The organism is Xanthomonas sp. F14, assembly GCF_014199865.1.
Genome location: NZ_JACHOM010000001.1, coordinates 1,541,154 through 1,561,588 on the forward strand (window position 1 = coordinate 1,541,154; position 20,435 = coordinate 1,561,588).

General features: G+C 66.3%; 16 protein-coding genes and 1 pseudogene. 7 read left to right on the forward strand and 10 right to left on the reverse strand.

Annotation, left to right across the window (positions count from 1 at the left end; all coding sequences use genetic code 11):
• Positions 1–158: 158 nt before the first annotated feature.
• Positions 159–668, reverse strand: coding sequence for a chemotaxis protein CheW (locus GGR73_RS06700; protein WP_184456123.1), 510 nt, complete (start codon positions 666–668; stop codon positions 159–161).
• A gap of 11 nt (positions 669–679) precedes the next feature.
• Positions 680–2,338: a methyl-accepting chemotaxis protein gene (locus GGR73_RS06705; RefSeq protein ID WP_039813729.1), complete on the reverse strand. Its 1,659-nt coding sequence runs from the start codon at positions 2,336–2,338 to the stop codon at positions 680–682.
• A gap of 300 nt (positions 2,339–2,638) precedes the next feature.
• On the opposite strand from GGR73_RS06705, the gene GGR73_RS06710 reads away from it, so the two are divergent.
• The gene (locus tag GGR73_RS06710) at positions 2,639–3,259 is read left to right on the forward strand and encodes a DNA-3-methyladenine glycosylase (RefSeq protein WP_184456125.1); all 621 of its coding nucleotides are present in this window, start codon (positions 2,639–2,641) and stop codon (positions 3,257–3,259) included.
• Here the strand turns inward: GGR73_RS06710 and GGR73_RS06715 are convergent.
• Positions 3,199–7,593 (reverse strand): DEAD/DEAH box helicase, encoded by a 4,395-nt coding sequence (locus tag GGR73_RS06715; RefSeq protein ID WP_184456126.1) that lies wholly within the window; start codon positions 7,591–7,593, stop codon positions 3,199–3,201. The genes GGR73_RS06710 and GGR73_RS06715 overlap by 61 nt on opposite strands.
• A gap of 366 nt (positions 7,594–7,959) precedes the next feature.
• Here GGR73_RS06715 and GGR73_RS06720 point away from each other — a divergent pair, with 366 nt between their 5' ends.
• Positions 7,960–8,340: a DUF3301 domain-containing protein gene (locus GGR73_RS06720; RefSeq protein ID WP_039516191.1), complete on the forward strand. Its 381-nt coding sequence runs from the start codon at positions 7,960–7,962 to the stop codon at positions 8,338–8,340.
• A gap of 207 nt (positions 8,341–8,547) precedes the next feature.
• Here GGR73_RS06720 and GGR73_RS06725 read toward each other — a convergent pair whose 3' ends face one another.
• From GGR73_RS06725 to GGR73_RS06755, 7 genes are all read right to left on the reverse strand, one after another.
• Positions 8,548–8,988: a ClpXP protease specificity-enhancing factor gene (locus tag GGR73_RS06725; RefSeq protein ID WP_016901612.1), complete on the reverse strand. Its 441-nt coding sequence runs from the start codon at positions 8,986–8,988 to the stop codon at positions 8,548–8,550.
• A 78-nt stretch (positions 8,989–9,066) separates the two neighbouring features.
• Positions 9,067–9,702, reverse strand: coding sequence for a glutathione S-transferase N-terminal domain-containing protein (locus GGR73_RS06730; RefSeq protein WP_024939278.1), 636 nt, complete (start codon positions 9,700–9,702; stop codon positions 9,067–9,069).
• A 386-nt stretch (positions 9,703–10,088) separates the two neighbouring features.
• A complete protein-coding gene (locus GGR73_RS06735) occupies positions 10,089–10,847 on the reverse strand; it encodes a cytochrome c1 (RefSeq protein ID WP_172454219.1) in 759 nt (252 codons plus the stop codon).
• Positions 10,840–12,099, reverse strand: coding sequence for a cytochrome b (locus GGR73_RS06740; RefSeq protein WP_024939276.1), 1,260 nt, complete (start codon positions 12,097–12,099; stop codon positions 10,840–10,842). Before GGR73_RS06740 ends, GGR73_RS06735 begins: the two co-directional genes overlap by 8 nt.
• Positions 12,099–12,743, reverse strand: coding sequence for a ubiquinol-cytochrome c reductase iron-sulfur subunit (petA, locus tag GGR73_RS06745; RefSeq protein WP_026064126.1), 645 nt, complete (start codon positions 12,741–12,743; stop codon positions 12,099–12,101). The genes GGR73_RS06740 and petA overlap by 1 nt, the downstream gene beginning before the upstream one ends.
• A gap of 373 nt (positions 12,744–13,116) precedes the next feature.
• Positions 13,117–14,103: a lytic transglycosylase domain-containing protein gene (locus GGR73_RS06750; protein WP_184431326.1), complete on the reverse strand. Its 987-nt coding sequence runs from the start codon at positions 14,101–14,103 to the stop codon at positions 13,117–13,119.
• Positions 14,104–14,152: 49 nt separating this feature from the next.
• The gene (locus GGR73_RS06755; protein WP_184456128.1) at positions 14,153–15,121 is read right to left on the reverse strand and encodes a WYL domain-containing protein; all 969 of its coding nucleotides are present in this window, start codon (positions 15,119–15,121) and stop codon (positions 14,153–14,155) included.
• 156 nt (positions 15,122–15,277) lie between these two features.
• Here GGR73_RS06755 and GGR73_RS06760 point away from each other — a divergent pair.
• The 5 genes and pseudogenes from GGR73_RS06760 to GGR73_RS06780 all read left to right on the forward strand — a co-directional run bounded on the left by GGR73_RS06760 (position 15,278) and on the right by GGR73_RS06780 (position 20,350).
• Positions 15,278–15,866, forward strand: a pseudogene (locus GGR73_RS06760) (glutathione S-transferase family protein).
• A 38-nt stretch (positions 15,867–15,904) separates the two neighbouring features.
• Positions 15,905–17,359 carry a tRNA (N6-isopentenyl adenosine(37)-C2)-methylthiotransferase MiaB gene (gene miaB, locus GGR73_RS06765; protein WP_026064129.1) on the forward strand — a complete coding sequence of 485 codons (1,455 nt, stop codon included), beginning with the start codon at positions 15,905–15,907 and terminating at the stop codon, positions 17,357–17,359.
• A gap of 756 nt (positions 17,360–18,115) precedes the next feature.
• On the forward strand, positions 18,116–19,105 hold the full coding sequence (locus GGR73_RS06770) for a PhoH family protein (RefSeq protein WP_184456130.1): 990 nt from the start codon (positions 18,116–18,118) through the stop codon (positions 19,103–19,105).
• Between the two features lie 241 nt (positions 19,106–19,346).
• Complete coding sequence (ybeY, locus tag GGR73_RS06775) at positions 19,347–19,832, forward strand: rRNA maturation RNase YbeY (protein WP_102581541.1); 486 nt, start codon at positions 19,347–19,349, stop codon at positions 19,830–19,832.
• Positions 19,832–20,350, forward strand: coding sequence for a hypothetical protein (locus tag GGR73_RS06780; RefSeq protein WP_184456132.1), 519 nt, complete (start codon positions 19,832–19,834; stop codon positions 20,348–20,350). The genes ybeY and GGR73_RS06780 overlap by 1 nt, the downstream gene beginning before the upstream one ends.
• The last annotated feature ends 85 nt before the right edge of the window (positions 20,351–20,435 follow it).

The window sequence follows — 20,435 nt, forward strand, 5'->3', positions numbered from 1 at the left end:
ACCTTGAATCGCTAGATCGATGCCTGTGTACGGCTGCAGGCTCTCCACTTACGACCGCAGTGCACACACACCCGCCAGCGCGCCTGTCTTGCGTGGCTAACGCGTGTAGCGATCAGCTGCCAGGCGGCAGCCGTATCGCCAGCTGCGCTTGGCCAGGCTCAGGCTGCCAGCGCATCGGCGTTGCCGGCGATTTCGTCCACCTGCAGCACCTGCTCCATCTCCAGCAGCACCACGAAGCGCTCGCCCACCTTGCCCATGCCGCGCAGCAGGTCGCGGCGGATATGCGTGCCGAACGATGGCGCCGCTTCGATGTCCTGATCGGCCAGTTCGATCACCGCGTTGACCGCATCGACCAGCACCCCGATCACCTGCGTTCCCTGCGCCTGCTCGGTGGCCAGGATCACGATGCAGCTGCGCTTGCCGATCGCGCTGTCGGCGCGCCCCAGCCGTGACTGCAGATCCACCACCGGCACCACCGCACCGCGCAGGTTGATCACCCCGCGCACGCAGGCCGGCATCGACGGCACCGGCGTGGGTGCGCGGTACTGGATGATTTCGCGAATGCCAAGAATGCTGATGGCGAAGGTTTCGCCATCCAGCTGGAAGGTCAGGTACTGGGCCGCCGCATCGGCGTCGCCAAGCATCACATCGGGGGTCTGTGCAGTCATCGATCGGTCTCTCAGAAGCGGGCGAACTGGCCTTCGTCCGGGCCCTCGGACATCGCATAGGCCGGTGCTGCGGCACTGCGCCAGCCGCGCGCACCGGGCGCACGTGCCGGGCGTGCGGCGGCCACCTTGCCGCGCTTGGGCGGCGTGCTCGCCGGCCCCTGCCCGCCCAGGCGGAAGAACGCCATGCTCTGCTGCAACTGCTCGGCCTGCGCGCTCATTTCCTCGGCAGTGGCGGCCAGTTCTTCGGATGCGCTGGCGTTCTGCTGGGTGGTCTGGCTCAGCTGCACCACCGCCGAATTGATCTGGCTGACACCGGAGGATTGTTCTTCGGAAGCCGCGGAAATCTCCTGCACCAGGTCCGAGGTGCGCTTGATGCTGGGCACGATGGTGTCGAGCAGACGGCCGGCGCGATCGGCCAGTTCGACGCTGGAACTGGCCACCTCGCCGATCTCCTGCGCGGCCACCTGGCTGCGTTCGGCCAGCTTGCGCACCTCGGCGGCCACCACGGCAAAGCCCTTGCCGTGTTCGCCGGCGCGCGCCGCTTCAATCGCTGCATTGAGCGCGAGCAGATTGGTCTGATATGCGATGTCGTCGATGATGCCGATCTTCTGCGCGATCTGCTTCATCGCCTGGGTGGTGGCGACCACCGCTTCGCCGCCTTCGATGGTCTCCTTCGCGGCCTGCGTGGCCATGCCATCGGTGATGCGGGCGTTTTCGGTGTTCTGGCTGATCGATGCGGTCATCTGCTCCAGCGAGGCGCTGGTTTCCTCCACACCGGCGGCCTGTTCGCTGGCGGCCTGCGACAACGACTGCGCGGTGGCGCTGACTTCCTCCGACGCGCTGGCCAGGGTTTCGGCACTGGTGTTGACCTCGCCGACCACCTGCGACAGCTTCTGCACCATCGTGCGCATCGCTTCGAGCAGCTGCGCGGTTTCGTCGCGGCCATGCACGTCGATGCGCATGGTCAGATCGCCTTCGGACAGCCCGTTGGCCACCGTTACCGCGCGGCGGATCGGGCCGGTGACGCTGCGGCTGATCACCACGCCGAGAACCGCGCCGAGCAGCACACCGCCGCAGATGATGGCCATCAGCAGCTTGGAGCTGCGCGCGTGGATGCTGCCGGCCTCGGCATTGGCCGAGGCAGCGCTGCGCTCGCGCAGGCCGCTCAGATCGGTCATCAAGGTATCGACTTCATCCGAGCTGGCACGCACCGCACGCGAGAGTTCGGCCAGTTCCGGATTGGCGTCGCGCAAGGCTTCGCGGTTGGCGGCGTCGATGAAGCGGCCGCGCTCTTCCAGGTATTTCTGCCAGGCGCGGTCGAACTGCGCCAGCTTGTTCCTGCCTTCCTCGGTCTGGAAGCTGGAACGCGCGCGCGTCATGTAATCGACCACCTTGGCGGTGTACTTGTCGATGTTCTGCACATGCGACTGGCGCTCTTCGGCGCTGCTGGCCAGCAACAGGTTGGCGCGTGCGCGGCCGGCGTAGATCAGATTGATATTGGCCTCCTTGACGTTCGACAAGCCGAGCAGCTCGCGCTCGTAAAGCGAGGTCGACAGGTCGCTGATCCGACCGGAGTTGGAATAACCCACCCACCCGATGCATGCGCCGATCGCCGAGACGATCAGGAACGCCACGATCAGCCTGGTTCCGATTCTGAAGTTGCCTAACATTGGGGAGTTCTCTTGAAGGTAGTGCATGCGCGACCTGCGTCGCAGGGTCGCCCGATGGCCTGGTGCGGGTGCCGCTCACTGTGTGCGGCTTGTCTAACCAATCGCTAATGGCTATCGGCGACGGCAAAACGCGCTTGAGATGCAAACGGCACTTAACCGCGTATTCACACCATCGGATATGCGCTTTTGTGACCGGTCACGCGCTCGTACGGTCCGCGTTCGGAAAATTCCTACCCCTGATTTCTGCCGTGTCCGGAACAGTCCGCTGGGACATCACGACTGCGCGGTTAGGCTTGGCGCATGTCATTACAAGCACTTCCACGCAGCTTCTATGCGCACGATGCCCGCCAGGTCGCGCCGCGCTTGCTCAACAAGGTATTGGTCAGCGCGGAAGGACGCCGCGGCCGCATCACCGAGGTCGAGGCGTATTGCGGCAGCGAAGATCCGGCCGCACATTCGTTTCGCGGCATGACCCCGCGCACGCAGGTGATGTTCGGCGCACCGGGGCATCTGTATGTGTATTTCATCTACGGCATGCACTGGGCGATCAACGCGGTGTGCGGTGGCGCGCCCGGGCATGCGGTGCTGATCCGCGCGCTCGAACCGCTGGCCGGGATCGCCACCATGCAGGCCGCGCGCAACGCCGCCCCGCTCAAGACCTTGACCACCGGTCCCGGTCGCCTGGCCCAGGCATTCGCGGTGAGCGCGACGGACAACGGGCTGGATCTGACCGACGCAGCCGCACGCCTGTGGATCGAGGACGATGGCCTGCCGCCGCCCTCCGCAGCGCTGGCGACACCGCGCATCGGCATCCGCAAGGCGGTGGATGCGCCGTGGCGCTGGGTGGTCCCAAACAATCCCTATCTGTCGCGTCCGCTGCCGCGTGCGACCGGCGCACGCGCGGTGCTGCCGGGCGACTGAGCCAGCCATTGCTCCATCGGCGTCTGCTCGGCGGCGCCCGGCCCACGCTGCAGCAGTCGCAAGGCCTGCTCGGCCTGTTCGTCGCTCAAGTCCTGCAGCGGCTGGAAGCGATCTGCCGCCCACACCGCCATCGGCAGGCCATCGAGATACGCCACACGGTTGCCCGGCACGCGCGCCACACGCTCGCCCGGCAGGAGGCTGCCCAACAGATTGCTCGGGTCGCTCGCACTGACGCACACCCATTGCTGCGGCAAGGCTTGCGCACGCACGCGGCGCAGCGCCGCGATCGCATCCGGCAACGCGAACTGCTCGCCGGACAGCCCGGCGATGAAACGCCCGCCACGGATTTCGCCACGCGCTTCCAGCCGCTGATACATGCGCAGCAACTCGCGCCACGGCGGCAACCACGCCGCCTCGCGCTCCAGCAGCCGCCAGCAGACCACGCCGTAGCGCCGCAACAAGGTATGCGCCACATGTTCGAGCATGTCCTGGTGGCGCTCGCCGGCTTCGGCCAGCGGCAGCTCCGGCAGCGCGCGCACCGGCGCCCAGCGTCCGGCATCGCGGATGCCCAGCGCGCTGGCGCGGCGCCGGTGGCGCGACAGCGCCGAGGGACGCTTGGAGGCCGGCACCAGCAGCGCGCGCAGCCCGGCGTAGCTGTCGCAATGCGCACGCCCACGCATCACCAGTTCGCTCAGGGCATCTTCCAGCTCGGTGCTCATCAGGCGGGCCGCATCGGCAATCTCGTCGAAGAACAAGGCGCCCTGCTGCTGCAACACCCCCGCCACCCGTTGCGCGCGCGAGCCCAGCGGCGCGTCGTCGGCATCGCGTGCCAGGCCGCTCCAACGTTGCGCCTCGCGACGCGGCAGCAACACGATCGGCGTGCTGCGCAACGCGGCACCGCTGCGGCCACCACCGGGCCGCAGCCGCGCCCACACGGTGCGCCCGGCGGTGCACAGCTCGTCCAGCCAGGCCGGTTGATAGTCGCGCACGCGTGCCGGCAGCAGCTCGCTCTCCCACAGCACCGCAGGCGCCTCAAAACCTTCCAGCTGCCCGACCACGCCAGCCAATGCGTCCGGCCCCGCCACCCGGCTGGCACTGTCGAGGTGCTGCCACTCGAACAGGAACCGCGCGTAATCGCGTTGCGCCACCGGCTCGATCTCGCGACGCAAGCGTCCCAGGGTATAGCGATGGATGCGCGCCAGCAGATGACGTTCGCACCATTCTTCCGCCTGTGCCTGCGCGTTGAAATGGCCGGCCATGACATAGCCCTCGCGCTGCAGGGCGGCCAGGGCAAGCACGATCTCGGACTCGGGCAAACGCAAGGCGCCGGCCAAGGCCGGCACCTGCGCCGGGCCGACCGCAGACAGGCGGCCGCGCAGCAGCTCGCGCACGGCCCAGTCGCGCTGCCAGTCGGCAACGCGGCAATCTGCCGGCGCCTGTAGCGGCGGTAGCGCAACGGCATGCGCATACAGTGGCGCAAACCAGTCGATGCGCTCGGCACTGATCCACAGCGCAGGCACGCCATCGAACGCAAGACAGCTGGCACGCCCATCGCCTGCGAGTGCAGCCAGCCAGCCCTGCCAGTGCGCATCGCCCGCTTCATCGACCGGAAGCACGCCAAGCCCAACCAACGCTTCGTGCATTTCTTCGCCATCGCGCGGCTGCGGCCAAGCCTGTTCGCGCACCGAGGCGATCGCCTCGGGATTGAGCTGCCCCAGGTCGTCGCTGCTCTGCGGGGTGTAGCGACGGCTTTGCACGGCCTGGGTGCGGCGTTCTTCCAGCGGTGCATCGTCCAGGAATGCGTACGGCCGCGCATTCAAGGCTTCAGCCGCCAGCGGCGACGGTGCCGCCAGATCGCGCGCGACCAGCGTGATCGCGCCCGACTCCAGCCCGCGCAGCACCTGCAACCAGCCCTCGCTGTCCATGGACTGATGCAGGCAGTCTTCCAGTGTCTGCGCCACCAACGGATGATCCGGCACCTCGCGCTCGCCGACCAGATTCTCCGCGCAGGCGACCTGATCGGGGAACACGGTCGCCAGCAGATCTTCCGACTTCATCCGTTGCAGTTGCGGCGCGACCTTGTTGCCACCGGCAAAGCGCGGCAGCGCCATCGCATTGGTCGCATTCCAGCGCCAGCGCACGCCGAACAGCGGCGCATCCAGCAAGGCCTGGATCAACACATGCTCTGCCGATGACGAATGCAGGTAGCGCGCCACCTCCTCCAGGGCAAAACTATGACTGGTGGACAGCGACAACACGATCGCATCCTCGGTCGCGGCGGCCTGCAGTTCGAAGTTGAAGGTGCGGCAGAAGCGCTTGCGCAACGCCAGCCCCCAGGCACGATTGATGCGGCTGCCGTACGGCGAGTGGATCACCAGCTGGGTGCCGCCGCTGGCATCGAAGAAGCGCTCCATCACCAGGCACTGCTGGGTGGGCATCGCGCCCAGCGCGGTGCAGGCATGGGCGAGATAGTCGACCAGCTGGCGTGCCGCTTCCACCGAGAGATCCAGCACGTTGTGCAGCCAATCGCAGGCCGCCTGATGTGGCGGGCTATCCAGCCGCAGCGCAATCTCGCGACGCAGACGCGACACCGCCGCCGACAATTCGTCGCTGCGGCCGGGCGCCTCGCCCAGCCAGAACGGGATGTTCGGTGGCGCGCCCTTGGCGTCCTCCACCCGGACGCGCCCGGCATCCACGCGTAGGATGCGGTAGCTGGCATTGCCGAGCTGGAACACGTCGCCGGTAAGACTTTCGACCGCAAAATCCTCGTTCACCGTGCCGATCTTTTCGGCCTGCGGTTCCAGCACCACGCTGTAGTCGCCGGTTTCTGGGATGGTGCCGCCGGAGGTCAGCGCAGTCATGCGTGCGCCGCGGCGCGCATGCAGGCGTCGATGCACCGCATCGCGATGCAGGTAGCCTGCACGCGGCCCGAGCCGTGTGCTGAAGCCGTCGCACAGCATGCGCACCACGTCATCGAAGCGCGCGCGGCTCAACTGCGCGAACGGCCAGGCGCGGCGCACCAAGGCGAACAGCGCATCTTCGTCCCAGTCCTCGCACGCGGCCTCGGCCACGATCTGTTGTGCAAGCACATCGATCGGCGCCAGCGGAATGCGCAAGGCGTCCAGCTCACCGCGGCGCACGCTGTCCAGCAATGCAGCACATTCGACCAGTTCGTCGCGGGTCTGCGGAAACAGGCGCGCCTTCGGCGTGCCGCCAACCGCATGCCCGGAGCGTCCGGCACGCTGCAGGAAGGTGGCGATCGAGCGCGGCGAACCGAGCTGGCAGACCAGGTCCACATCGCCGATATCCAGGCCGAGTTCCAGCGATGCAGTGGCCACCAGCACGGTAAGGTCGCCGGCCTTGAGTCGCTGCTCCGCCAGCAGACGCGTTTCGCGCGACAGGCTGCCGTGGTGCGCGGCGACGCGCTGCTTGCCGAGCAGATCGCCAAGATGGCGCGCAGCGCGCTCGGCCATGCGCCGCGTGTTGACGAACACCAGCGTGGTGCGATGCTGCTGCGCGAGCGTGGCGACATCGGCATACACCTGCAGCCACTGATCGTTGGACATCACCACGCTCAACGGCGTCGGCGGCAAGGCCAGGGCCAGATCGCGCCTGCGGGTGTAGCCGATATCGACGATCTCGCACTGCGGCGGCCGGCCGGCATCGCCCGCCCCGACCAGGAACTGCGCCACGGTCTCGATCGGCTTCTGCGTGGCCGACAGCCCGACGCGGGTGATCGGGCGCTCGGCCAGCCGCTGCAATCGCTCCAGGGTCAGCGCCAGATGACTGCCGCGCTTGTCCGCCGCCACCGCATGGATCTCATCGACGATGACGGTGCGCACATGCCGCAACGCAGTGCGCCCGGAGGCCGAGCCCAACAGCACATACAGCGACTCCGGCGTGGTCACCAGGATATGCGGCGGCGTGCGGCGCGCCTGTGCGCGCTCGCGTTGCGGGGTGTCGCCGGTACGCACCGCCGTGCGCACCGCCACATCCGGCAGACCGCTCGCGACCAGCGCCGTGCGGATGCCTTGTAACGGCGCATCCAGATTGAGGTGGATGTCGTTGGACAACGCCTTCAGCGGCGAGACGTAGACCACCCGGGTTTCGTCCGGCAGCGCGCCGCCATTGGCCAGGCCATCGCGGATCAACGCGTCGATGGCCGCGAAGAACGCGGTCAGCGTCTTGCCCGAGCCGGTCGGCGCGGCCACCAGCGTGTGGCGTCCGGCCTGGATCGCCGGCCACGCGGCAATCTGCGCCGGCGTGGGCGCAGCGAAGGTCTGCGCAAACCACGCAGCCACGACAGGATGGAACTGCTGCAGGACAGGATGCATAGGCGATGCCGCAGGCCGCGATGCCAGGCCAGAAGCGGCGTGTGGATTCAACGGGGCGAAGCCCAATGAATGGGGTTGCGCTGCGCCCGACACAAGCCGAGCGCGGGAATGGCGGTGAATGGTTAAAGCGGCTGTCGGCCTGACCGCGCAGCGGCCAAGCCCGGTGCGTCCGCTGCACCGCTTCGACCTGCTGCAACCTTGCCGTCAACTCCAGTTCGAACGGGCGCAATGCCGAGCACTCGCGCGACGTGACGACAGCCGTTGCTGGTAAAGCGAAGGGCTGCCTGGACGAGTGGCGGATGCCGGCCGGCGCATCGGGTCGCCAGCCACCAGCCATCAACGCAACGCTGCGGCCCGGCGCGACGATTGTCGATCGGGCGCAGGCCATGGCACATTGACGCCATGCCCAGCCTTATCCTCTTCATGATTGCCGGCGCCGCGCTGTACGCGTTCTGGAACTCCTCGCGCGCAGCGGCCGAACGTGCCGATATCCTCGGCCGCAATGCCTGCCGCGCCGCCGATGTGCAATGGCTGGATCAGAGCGTGCATTCCACCAATATCCGCATCTGCCGCAAGCCCAATGGCTGGCTGGGCTTCGAGCGGACGTTCCGGTTCGAGTATTCCTACGACGGCATCGACCGTCATAGCGGTCGCCTGGTGCTGCGCGGCGACCAATTGATCGCCTTCACCGGACCGCAGGTGGCTACGGTGACGCCGTTGAGCCCGGACCATCAGCGCCTGAATTGACCGCGATTGGATCGATGTGTGCGTCTGCAGGCAGCTTGCCTGCATGCAGCGCCGTACGACCGAAGATCAGCGTCGCTGCCGCCGATCCGCAACGCCGATGCACACATGCAACGGCGTCTTCTGGTTGAAAGATGCGCGTGCGATGCAAACCACACGCGTACATGGCGCAACAACGCACGGACGCGCGATGCGCGTCCGTGCGTGTGCTTACTTGACCACGCGCAGATGCGGACGCTTGCCCGCGCTCGGCGGCTCGTCCGGCGTGGGCGCGCTTGGCGGCGGTGCACCCGGATCCGGCGGCTCGGTACTGGTGCCGGGAATATCGTCCGGCAAGGCCATGCCCTGCCCGGTCTCGCGTGCATACACCGCAAGGACCGCGGCCATCGGCACCATCACCGGGTAACTGACGCCGCCAAAGCGCGCGGTGAACTGCACGCTTTCGTTGTCGACCTGCAGCCCGACCACGGCGCGCTCGGCGATGTTCAGCACCACACGGCCGTCCTTGACGGCACTGGCAGGCACCTGCACGCCGGGCAGCCCGGCGTCCACCAGGACGTGCGGGGTCATGCCATTGTCGTTGATCCATTCGACCAAGGCCCGCAGCAGGTACGGGCGATGGCTGGTCATGCGGGGGAAATCTTCGCTCATGACGTCATTTTACCCGCACACGGCCCGCAGCGGCGGCTGCACGATGGGGCGTCGGTCTGTTGGCATACAGCCGTCGCATCAGCCCGGCAGGTCGCGCAGTTTCTTTTCCTGATCGGTCAGGCTGCGGATGAAGCCGGGATTGCGGAAGATCCGGTTGCCGTAGTCTTCGATCGCCTTGCCGTCCTTGGGCAGACCGATCTCCAACGCGTCCAGTCGCCAGATGATCGGCGCCATCGCGCAATCGGCCAGACTCATTTCCGGATTGAGGAAGAACTTGCTGGCCTTGAACAGCGGCACCGACGCGGTGAGCAGTTCCTTCAGGCGCTTGCGGCCGGCCTCGGCCTGGGTCTTGTTGCCGAGCTGGATGGCCTGCACCTGCGGCACCCAGTCGTGCTCGATCCGCAGCATCGCCAGACGCAGACGTGCGCGCGAGAGCGGATCGACCGGCATCAACGGCGGATGCGGGTAGCGCTCGTCCAGGTATTCGCTGACCACCGATGCCGCGTACAGCACCAGGTCGCGTTCGACCAGGGTCGGGACCGAATGGTAGGGATTGAGATCGATCAGATCTTCCGGGGGATTTTGCGGGTCGACCGGCACCAGGTCGTAGGTCACCCCTTTCGCCGCCAGGACCAGACGGACCCGGTGGCACAACACGTCGTCGTTGGACGAAAACAAAGTCAAGGTATTCCGCATACGCACACTCGTCGCCATTCAAGGCTCTCCGACGACCGGAATCCGCCGGCCGCATCGGCGCGGCCGGCCCAACGCCGACCGTCACCACGGTCCTTCGAGTGTGCAATCACGTCACGCAAAAGCCAAGAGTGATAGGGCCGATTAATGCCCGGACAGGCCGCTTGTTGCGCCGAGATGCAGCTTCCGGTCACGTGCGCGTGCGGTGACGGCGCGGCAGCTAGTGCACGACATCGGAAGCGGCAGAGGCGATTTGTCGTCAACCGAAGCAGTGATTGCTTGCCGACCCTCACCGCCCCCCTCTCCCGCGGGGAGAGGGGCTCAGCGGTCGGTTTGCTGCAGCCGTTGCATGACTTGCGCATGCATGGCCGATGCGCTCTGTAGCCGATGACCGGCCTGCAGACCGGTCAGTGCACGTCCTTCCAGTATTCCTTCTTCAGCAGGTAGGCCATGAAGGTGAGCAAGGCCAGGAACAGGATCACCCACACGCCCATGCTCTGCCGCTTCAAGGCCGCCGGTTCGCCGGCGTATTCGAGGAAGTTGGCGATATCGCGCACGGTCTGATCAAACTCGACCGGCGTTTGTCGCCCTGGCTGACCGAGTTTGAGCGCCTGCACCGGCTTGTCGCCGGTCGCCTTGTCGGGCGGGCCGAACTGCGCCTGCTGCAGGCCCTGCAGCTCCCACAGCGGGTTGGGCATGGAGGCATTCGGAAACAGCTGATTGTTCCAGCCCAGGGGGCGGGTCTGATCCAGGTAGAACGACTTGAGATAGGTATAGACCCAGTCGGTGCCACGCACGCGGGCGATCAAGGTCAGATCCGGCGGCGCCTTGCCGAACCACTTGGTGGCCGCATCGTGCGGCATGGTGCCTTCGATGTGTTCGCCGATCTTGGCGCCGGTGAAGTTGAGGTTGGTCATGACCTCTTCTTCGCTCAGTCCCAGATCGCTGGCCATGCGCGAATAGCGCAGGTACTTCAGCGAGTGGCAGCCGGAGCAGTAGTTCATGAACAACTGCGCGCCACGCTGCAGCGAGGCACGGTCGCTCAGGTCGTTGCCAGCCTGCTGCACCTTTCCGCCTTCGGCTGCCAGCGCCCCTGCGGCCAGGGTCAGCCCGCACAGCAGGGCGACCACGCGCGACGTCCATGACCTCATGTTGGAATTAGTCATGGGTGGTCACCCGCTCCGGCACCGGCTTGGTCTTGTCCAGCCGCGTCCACACCGGCATGGTGATGAAGAAGGCGAAGTACAGGAAGGTCAGCACGCGCCCGACATAGGTTTCGTGTGCGTCGGTGCCAGGACCGGACCCGATCACGCCCAGCCACACGAAGCACACCACCAGCACGCCGAGCGCGACCTTGGAGATCCAGCCGCGGTAGCGGATCGAGCGCACCTTGGCCCGATCCAGCCATGGCACCAGGAACAGGATCGCGATCGCCGAGAACATCACCAGCACGCCGCCGAGCTTGTTGGGGACCACGCGCAACATCGCGTAGTACGGCGTGTAGTACCAGACCGGCTTGATGTGCTCCGGGGTCACCAGGCGATTGGCCTCGGTGAAGTTGTCGTGCTCCAGGAACAAACCGCCGAACGCCGGCGCGAAGAAGATGATGAAGGCCGCAATCAGCAGCAAGAAGCCGACCCCGACCAGATCCTTGACCGTGTAGTACGGATGGAACGGGATGCCGTCGGCCGGCTTGTGCGCGTCCCAGCGGTTGCCCTTGGGCCCCTTCTTGATCTCCACGCCATCGGGATTGTTGGAGCCCACCTCGTGCAGCGCGCCGATGTGCAGCACGATCAGCAGCAACAGCACCAGTGGCAGTGCGATCACGTGCAGCGCGAAGAAGCGGTTGAGCGTGGCATCGCCAGGCAGATAATCGCCCATGATCCATTCGGTCAGCCCGTTGCCGATTACCGGGATGGCGCCGAACAGCGAGATGATCACCTTCGCGCCCCAGAACGACATCTGCCCCCACGGCAGCACGTAGCCCATAAAGGCTTCGGCCATCAGCACCAGGTAGATCAGCATGCCGAGAATCCACACCAGCTCGCGCGGCTTCTGGTAGCTGCCGTACATCAGCCCGCGGAACATGTGCAGATACACCACGATGAAGAACAGCGAGGCGCCGGTGCTGTGCATGTAGCGGATCAGCCAGCCCCACTCCACGTCGCGCATGATGTATTCGATCGAGGCGAACGCATCGGCCGCGCTGGTCTTGTAGTGCATCGTCAGGAAGATGCCGGTGACGATCTGGTTGACCAGTACCACGATGGCCAGCGAGCCGAAGTAGTACCAGAGGTTGAAGTTCTTCGGCGCGTAGTACTCGCTGACGTGCTTGCGGTACATGGGCATCAGCCCGGGCGCGCGTTCGTTGACCCAATCGAACACACCGTTGGCGGTACGGACCAGGATATTGCTCATCAGGCAGCCCCCGTGCTGTTGGCCGACGTACCGGCACCGTCGGGATCGACGCCGATCACCAGGGTGTTGTCGTCCACATAGTGGTGTGGGGGCACCAGCAGATTGATCGGTGCCGGCACGCCGTCGAAGACGCGGCCGGACATGTCGAAGCGCGACTTGTGGCAGGGGCAGAAGTAGCCGCCCTTCCACTGCGGGTCGTAGGGCTCGGGGCGGATCTCGGCGACCATTTCCGGCGAGCAGCCCAGATGCGTGCACAGCCCGACCAGCACCGAGATGTCGGACTTGATCGAGCGGTACTCGGGGTTCTTCAGCACATAGTCCGGCTGCTGGTCCTTGTTCTCCGACTTGGGATCCTTGAGCCGGTCATCCAGCGATGGCAGTGCGTCGAGCATCGCCTTGGAGCGCTTGACGATCCAGATGGGCTGACCGCGCCATTCCAGAACCAGCCGTTGCCCTTCCTGCAAGGCGCTGATGTCGGCGGTCACCGGGGCACCGGCCAACTTGGCGCGTGCGCTGGGATTCCACGACTTCACGAACGGAACTGCGACAAATCCTGCTCCGACCGCACCGACCACGGCCGTTGTCGCGGTCAAGAACCGACGACGCCCGATATCAGCAGGTGCGTTAACCCCATCGTTGGCCATCCGGCTCTCCGATCTTGATTAGGTAGCGTGAGGCTGCCAACGGCTGGCGGGGGGTCCAGCCGCGATGAATCGACCGCAGTGTAGCGGAACGCTTAATGCACAGACAACGCAATGTACGCAGTCGAACCGGCGCAGTGCAAACACTGGATGCAGGCACGCTTCGATCACGTCACGCGCCAGGCCTGCACAAGGAGTACAGCTGTGACCCAGTGCTGACAAAAAAGACCGCGCCAGTTGCAGACATGCTGCGCGTTGGCTGCACTATCGCGTCGGTGCAACGGCGGCCTGCGCGGCCTGGTGGCCGCATGACGTCCGTTTCGGCGCGCGACTGTCAAAGCAGGCCGCAGCGGGCGCTGCGTGCAAAGCACACGGCTCAGTTGGCCGCCGTGGTCTGCCCACGATAGCGTCCGGCCAGCACGCCGACGCGTTGGACGTAGCGCTGGGTCTCGCTGTAAGGCGGCACGCCGCCATAGCGATCCACCGCGCCCTCGCCGGCGTTGTAGCCGGCAGCGGCGAGCGTGAGATCGCCATTGAAGCGCTTCAGCAACCACGAAAGATATTGCACGCCACCGCGAATATTTTGCGTTGCATCATAGGCATCGCTGACGCCGAAGCGGCGCGCGGTGCCGGGCATCAACTGCATCAGCCCCTGCGCGCCGGCCCGGCTCAGTGCCAGCGGGTTGTAGGCCGACTCTGCATGGATGATCGCGCGCACGATCGCTTCCTCGACCCCGAACTCGCGCGCGGCTGCGGTGATTTCCTGCTGATAGGCATTGGTGTTGAGCCGGATCGCACCGAAATTGACGCCGGGCTTGGCCGCGCAGGCGTAACAGGTTTCGATGAAGCTGTAATGGATGGTGCGCAGACCTTCGATGCTGGCGACCTGACGCGGGCGCGCACTGGTGTAGTGACGCACGCCGTCCTTCATATACGAATAGACCTGCCCGCTGACCACCCGGCGCGGATTGACCGCGGCGGCGGGTGCCTGCACGACCGAGGTCTCCGCCACCGGCAGCGCGCGCGGCATCACCGCCGAGGCGACCTCGGCAGCGCGGCGTGGCGCCTGGCCAACCGGCTGGCTGATGATGGTGGCCGGCGCGCCGCTGTCGATCGAGGTACTGGCGCGCGCAGGGCCAGCGACCAAACCCTGCGCCGGGCGAGCCATGGACGGCGGCGCGCGGCGCGCGGATCGCTCCGGGGTGTAGCTGCTGATGACGCTGCAGGTCGCCCCGCTCTGGCGCTTGCTCAGGTAGCTGGTGATTCCGTCGCCGCTGACACACTTGTACAAGGTGCCCGCGCAGACCGGCGCTGCCGGCAACGTGACGAGTAACAGCCCCAGCAATCTTGACATCCCCTTCATGCGGCGGAGTGTCCCAGCTTGGCCCGGGCTTGCCAAGTGGCCGCTGCGGTTATCCGGGCAGCGGCTCCAGCCGCGCCCGCAACGCGTTCAGCGCCTCGGCCAGCGGCACGCGCACGGCATCCGGGCAGATCGCATCGAACGGCAGATCGAGCAGCAGCAGATTGGCCGCCAGCGCCGACATGCTCGGCGCGCCCAGGCCCAGCCAGCAATGCGCCGGCCCGTCGGCTTCCAGCGCGCCCAGCCAGGGCGGGATGCGCGCGGCGAGTGCCTCCAGCGCGCCGTGCAGGCGTACCCGGGCCCGGCACGGGAACGGCGACTCGCCGATCGCCTTGCGCAGGAGTTGCAGTGGCTCCTCCGGCAGTGCGCGAGCGGCGAATTGCGCGCCAGTCGTCTCGACCCGGTCGATACGGTCGGCGCGCAAGGTGCGCCAGTCCTGGCGCTCGCAATCCCAGGCCAGCAGATACCAGCGCCGCCCGTAATTCACCAGCAGGGCCGGCTCAACGCAACGCGTAATCGGGGCACCGGAGTGGCGGCGATAGTCCAGCCGCAGCGTGACCCGGTCGCGGCAGGCGCTGGCCAGTTGCGCCAGCAGCGCCGCATCCACCAGGGCACCCGTCTCCCCGGTGACCGGCAAACTGGCGGTGGCCGCGTGCGCGGCACTGGCACGCTGGCCGCTGCGCCGCGGCAACAGCGGATCGAGCTTGCGCAGCACCCGCGCCGCTGCGGCATCCATGCCGCGTATCGCCGGGGCCGCTGCGCGCAGCGCGATCGCCACCGTCAACGCCTCGTCTTCTTCGAACAACAGCGGCAGGGCGGCCGCACCCTGCCCCAGCCGGTAGCCGCCACCGGCGCCGGGTACGGCATGCACCGGGTAACCCAACTCGCGCAGGCGCTCGATCGCGCGCCGCACGCTGCGCGGATGCAGTTCCAGCCGCTCGGCCAGCGCCACGCCGGACCAGCTGCGGCCGCCCTGCAGCAGCGCAAGCAGACGCAACAAGCGGGCAGCGGTCGAGGCCATCGCATTACCGTATTGCGGACGGAAACTGTCCGCAATAGCTGCGTAGGATTGCCTGGCACCTCGTTCTTTATGCCTTCCGCATCCACCAAGGAAACCGCAATGTCCGACCAGCGCCACATCACCCTGTTCCACAATCCCCGTTCGCGTTCGCGCGGCGTGCTGGTGCTGCTGGAAGAGCTCGGCGCCAGCTACGACCTGCAGATCGTCAACCTGGAAAAAGGCGAGCAACTCGCGCCCGCGTACCTGGCGATCAACCCCATGGGCAAGATTCCGGCGATCCGGCATGGCGACAGCGTGGTCACCGAACAGGGCGCGATCTACCAGTATCTGGCCGAGCTGTATCCGGAAGCCGGGCTGTCGCCGGCGCCGGGCGATGCCGACCGCGGCGCCTACCTGCGCTGGCTGGCCTTCTACGGCTCGGCGTTCGAGCCGGCGATCATCGACCGCGCGATGAAGCGCGATGCGCCGCCGCGCTCGATCTCGCCCTACGCCGACTGCGCCACGGTGCTGCAGGTGATCGATACGCAGCTGGCCAAGGGCGACTATCTCCTGGGCCAGCGCTGCAGCGCGGCCGATGTGCTGTGGGGCGGCGCGCTGGGCTGGATGGTCGATTTCGGCCTGATCGACCCACCTGCCAGCACCCGCGCCTACATCGCCCGCATGGCCGACAGGCCGGCGTTCGCACGCGCCGAGGCCACCAACGCCAAGGCCTGACCAAGCGGACGGGCCCGGCGCAAGCGGGTAAACTGTGCGGCTATCTTCTACCCGCCTGGAATAAGCGCCATGCCCGGGACATCCGTTTCCGACCTGTCCGCGGCCACCGCCGTGGACGCACCCGCCCTGTTGCCGCTGCCGGTGGCCCGCCCGTCGGCGCCTGCCGTGGTGCGCGGCAAACTCTACATCAAGACCCACGGGTGCCAGATGAACGAGTACGACTCGGCCAAGATGGCCGACGTGCTCGCCGCCTCCGAAGGCCTGGAACTGACCGACAACCCCGAAGACGCCGACGTGGTGCTGGTCAACACCTGCTCCATCCGCGAGAAGGCGCAGGAAAAGGTGTTCAGCCAGCTGGGCCGCTGGAAGGCGCTGAAGGCCGGCGGCAAGCCGGTGATCATCGGCGTGGGCGGCTGCGTGGCCTCGCAGGAAGGCGAGGCCATCGTCAAGCGCGCGCCCTATGTGGATCTGGTGTTCGGCCCGCAGACCCTGCATCGCCTGCCGGAGCTGATCCGCGCGCGGCGCGAGTCGGGCAAGTCGCAGGTGGACATCAGCTTTCCGGAAATCGAGAAGTTCGATCGCCTGCCCGAGCCGCGCGCCGAGGGTCCGTCGGCGTTCGTGTCGATCATGGAAGGCTGCTCCAAGTACTGCTCGTTCTGCGTGGTGCCCTACACCCGTGGCGAAGAAGTCAGCCGGCCGTTCGAGGACGTGCTGGTGGAGGTGGCGCAGCTGGCGGCGCAAGGCGTGCGTGAGATCAACCTGCTCGGCCAGAACGTCAACGCGTATCGCGGTGCGTACGGCGCCGATGCCGGCGACGCGGCGCAATACGCCGATCTGGGCCTGTTGATCCGCACCATCGCGCAGATCGAGGGCATCGGCCGCATCCGTTTCACCACTTCGCACCCGCTGGAATTTTCCGACTCGCTGGTGGATGCGTACCGCGATGTGCCGCAGCTGGCCAATTATCTGCATCTGCCGGTGCAGGCCGGCAGCGACCGCATCCTGTCGGCGATGAAGCGTGGCTACACCGCGCTGGAATTCAAGTCCAAGATCCGCAAGCTGCGCGCGGTGCGTCCGGATATCTCGATCAGCTCGGACTTCATCGTCGGTTTCCCCGGCGAGACCGAAGCGGATTTCGAAAAGACCATGAAGCTGATCGAGGACGTGGGCTTCGACCAGAGTTTCTCGTTCGTCTATTCGCGGCGTCCCGGCACGCCGGCCTCGGACCTGCAGGACGACACCCCGGAAGCCGTCAAGCAGGCGCGGCTTGCGCGTTTGCAGGCGCAGATCAACGCGCATGCCACACGCATTTCGCAGTCCATGGTCGGCAGCGTGCAACGGGTGCTAGTGGAAGGCCCGTCGCGGCGCGATCCGAATGAATTGACCGGCAAGAGCGAGAACATGCGTCCGGTGAATTTCCCCGGCAATCCGCGCCTGATCGGGCAGTTCGTCGATGTCCTGATCACCGAGGCGATGAGCAATTCGCTGCGCGGTCTTATCCAGGTGGACGACAGCGAAAGCTGATACCGAATAGGTGCCGGGGCGCGTGGCGCCACGGCATGCATCGCGTCTTGCTGACTGGAAGGTGCGCGTTGGTTGGTCACTACTTTCGTAGTGCTGCGACCGGCTACGCGATGCTGCGTCTGCCTGCCATCGTTGTTGCGTTGCTTTGCGTAGCTGCGTGCGTGTAACACGCTGGCAATTGCGTTGAGGTCACGCGCGTCGTGCCTCGCACCTCGATCGTCGGCAAGCACGCAGCTGGTTGCTTGCCGCACTGCATTCGCCGATCGGCGCTCCAGCATCTGCGCGCTACTAAGCCGTGGTCGGTCTAGGTCAACAACGGCGCGCACTGCTCGCATACGCCAGGCATGGTCGTGATCGCGCACAACAACAACACCGACGTCCCTGGTCACACGGCACGCAAGGTAAGTGATCAAAAATTCACCACTTGTCTGCAACGCCTTGCGGCATAAGGCGTGCGAGCACTTACCCACAGGCTTTGCCGAATTCGATCCACACCGCTTGTGGACAACCGCCATCGCAGTGGTGATTTTTTCACCATGCCCCTGCCGCACCTTGTGCGAGTAGGCGCCACGATTTTTATCCACAGGTTAGTGATACGTGACTCCACAGCGATTGTGGAAAACCCGCGCGCACCGCCGGGGATCGGCCAGACCGTGCGCTTGCAGTGGCCTTGCGTGTTGGTGGGATCACACGCTGCGCGCTACCCTCGTCTGCCGCCCAACCGACCAGCGCATGCGTGCGCGGTCCGATCCGACCATGAACTCACCTGCACATCGCGACTTCACCCTGGAACCCGACGACACCGAGCGCCTGGCCAACCTGGCCGGCCCGTTCGACGCGCACCTGCGCCAGATCGAACTCAAGCTCGGCGTGGAGATCGCCAACCGCGGCAACATCTTCCGTGTCACCGGCCCGGAGCCGGCGATCACCGCCGCACAGACGCTGCTAACCGCCTTGTACGAGGAAGCCACCTCCACCACCTTCGACAACCACGCCATCCACCTGCGCCTGAACGATGCCAACGTCGAGCAGGTGGTCGATCGTTCCTACGTGGCCCAGGACGTGGCGATCAAGGTCAAACGCGGCACCGTGCGTGGCCGCGGCGCCAACCAGGCCAAGTACCTGCACGCGATCGCCACGCACGACATCAATTTCGGTATTGGCCCGGCCGGTACCGGCAAGACCTTCCTGGCGGTGGCCAGCGCAGTGGAAGCCTTGAACGAGTCGCGCGTACAGCGCCTGATCCTGGTGCGCCCGGCGGTGGAAGCCGGCGAGAAGCTGGGCTTCCTGCCCGGCGATCTCAGCCAGAAGGTGGATCCGTACCTGCGCCCGCTCTACGACGCGCTCTACGAAATGCTGGGCGTGGAAAAAGTGGTCAAGCTGCTGGAAAAGAACGTCATCGAGATCGCGCCGCTGGCCTATATGCGCGGCCGCACGCTCAACGATGCCTACGTGATCCTGGACGAGGCACAGAACACCACCATCGAGCAGATGAAGATGTTCCTGACCCGGCTGGGCTTCGGCTCCACCGCGGTGGTCACCGGCGACCTGACCCAGATCGACCTGCCCAAACACGTCAAGTCCGGCCTGCGCGACGCAATCGAAGTGCTGCGCGAGGTGGACGGCGCCAGCTTCACCTTCTTCGAAGCGCGCGACGTGGTGCGCCACCCGCTGGTGCAGCGCATCGTCACGGCCTATGAAAAGCGCGATCAGCAGGACGCTGCCGCCAAGCAACAGCCTGAGTGAGTTCGCGCCCTGTCAGCCTGGTGCTGACAGACGCAGTCGTCGCCGTCGCCGGGCATCCCGATCGCGTGCGGTCTGGCTGCATGACCAGCCAGGATTCGTTTCAAGCTTGCGGGTGCGGGATTACAATCGCGGCTGCGGGCGGGGCCCGATCGGCAGTTCGAGCTACCGCGTGGCCCACGGGCCTGCGTTGCTACTGCTGATCACCTGCACGCGCTGACCCTCTGCCCAGGAAACTCTCGCCATGACCCGTGGACCTGTCCGCCTCGACGTCGCTGTCAGTTATGCGCTGCCGCGCGCCGGTCTGCCGTCGGCGGTGAGTTTTCGCAAGTGGGTGGCCGCTGCGCTGAAGGGACGCATCCGCGAGGCCGACCTGGCGGTGCGGATTGTCGACGAGAAGGAAGGCTGCTCGCTCAACCATCATTACCGGGGCAAGGATTACGCCACCAATGTGCTGAGCTTCCCGGCCGATTTACCCGAAGGCCTGCCCAAGGGTGTCAAGATGCCGCTGCTCGGCGATCTGGTGATCTGCGCGCCGGTGGTGGCGCGCGAGGCGGCCGAACAAGGCAAGTCGCTGGCCGCGCATTACGCCCATCTGACCGTGCACGGCACGCTGCATCTGCTCGGCTGGGACCACGAAGACGACAAGGAAGCCGATGCGATGGAGCAACTCGAACGCGAGATCCTGGCAGATCTCGGCATCGACGACCCGTACGCGGGAGAAAGCTGATGCGGGCCTGCCTCGCCGCCGCGTCGCTGTTGCTGGCCTGCTCCAGCGCCTGGGCGCAGGCCGCGCCGGCACGCCCCGACCTGCCGGCCCTGATCGAATGCCGCCAGCGCATTGGCGACTTCAACGCGCTGGCACCGGTGCTGGCCGACCCGCTCAAGGCGGTGGCGCTGGGCTGGACGCCGCTGGACCAGGCCAACCTGTTCATGACCGAGTACACGCTCAACACGCCGATCAGCGTGTTCGGCCACAGCACCACCCACATCGCGTTCTCCGGCGCCAGCGTCATGGCGCTGCTGGACCTGCCCGACCCCCGCCCGCTGGCCAGACAGCTGAACCTGGAACTGGGCGTGGATAACGCCGACAAGGTCATGTACGGCCGCGAGCTGGTCAGCGAAGACACCACCAACCCCAAGACCGGCGAGGCGATGATCGAATCGATCGTGCTCAGCGTCTCCAACGTGAAGTCGCATCCGGGCAAGACCGTAGTCGGCTGCGGCTACAGCCTGGACCTGCCCTGACGCGCAGCGCCCACCCGGGCCCCGTCCACAGCGCCTTAGCGGCTTCCTGTTAGACTGACGGCTATCGCCTGGTTTGCCGGGTGCC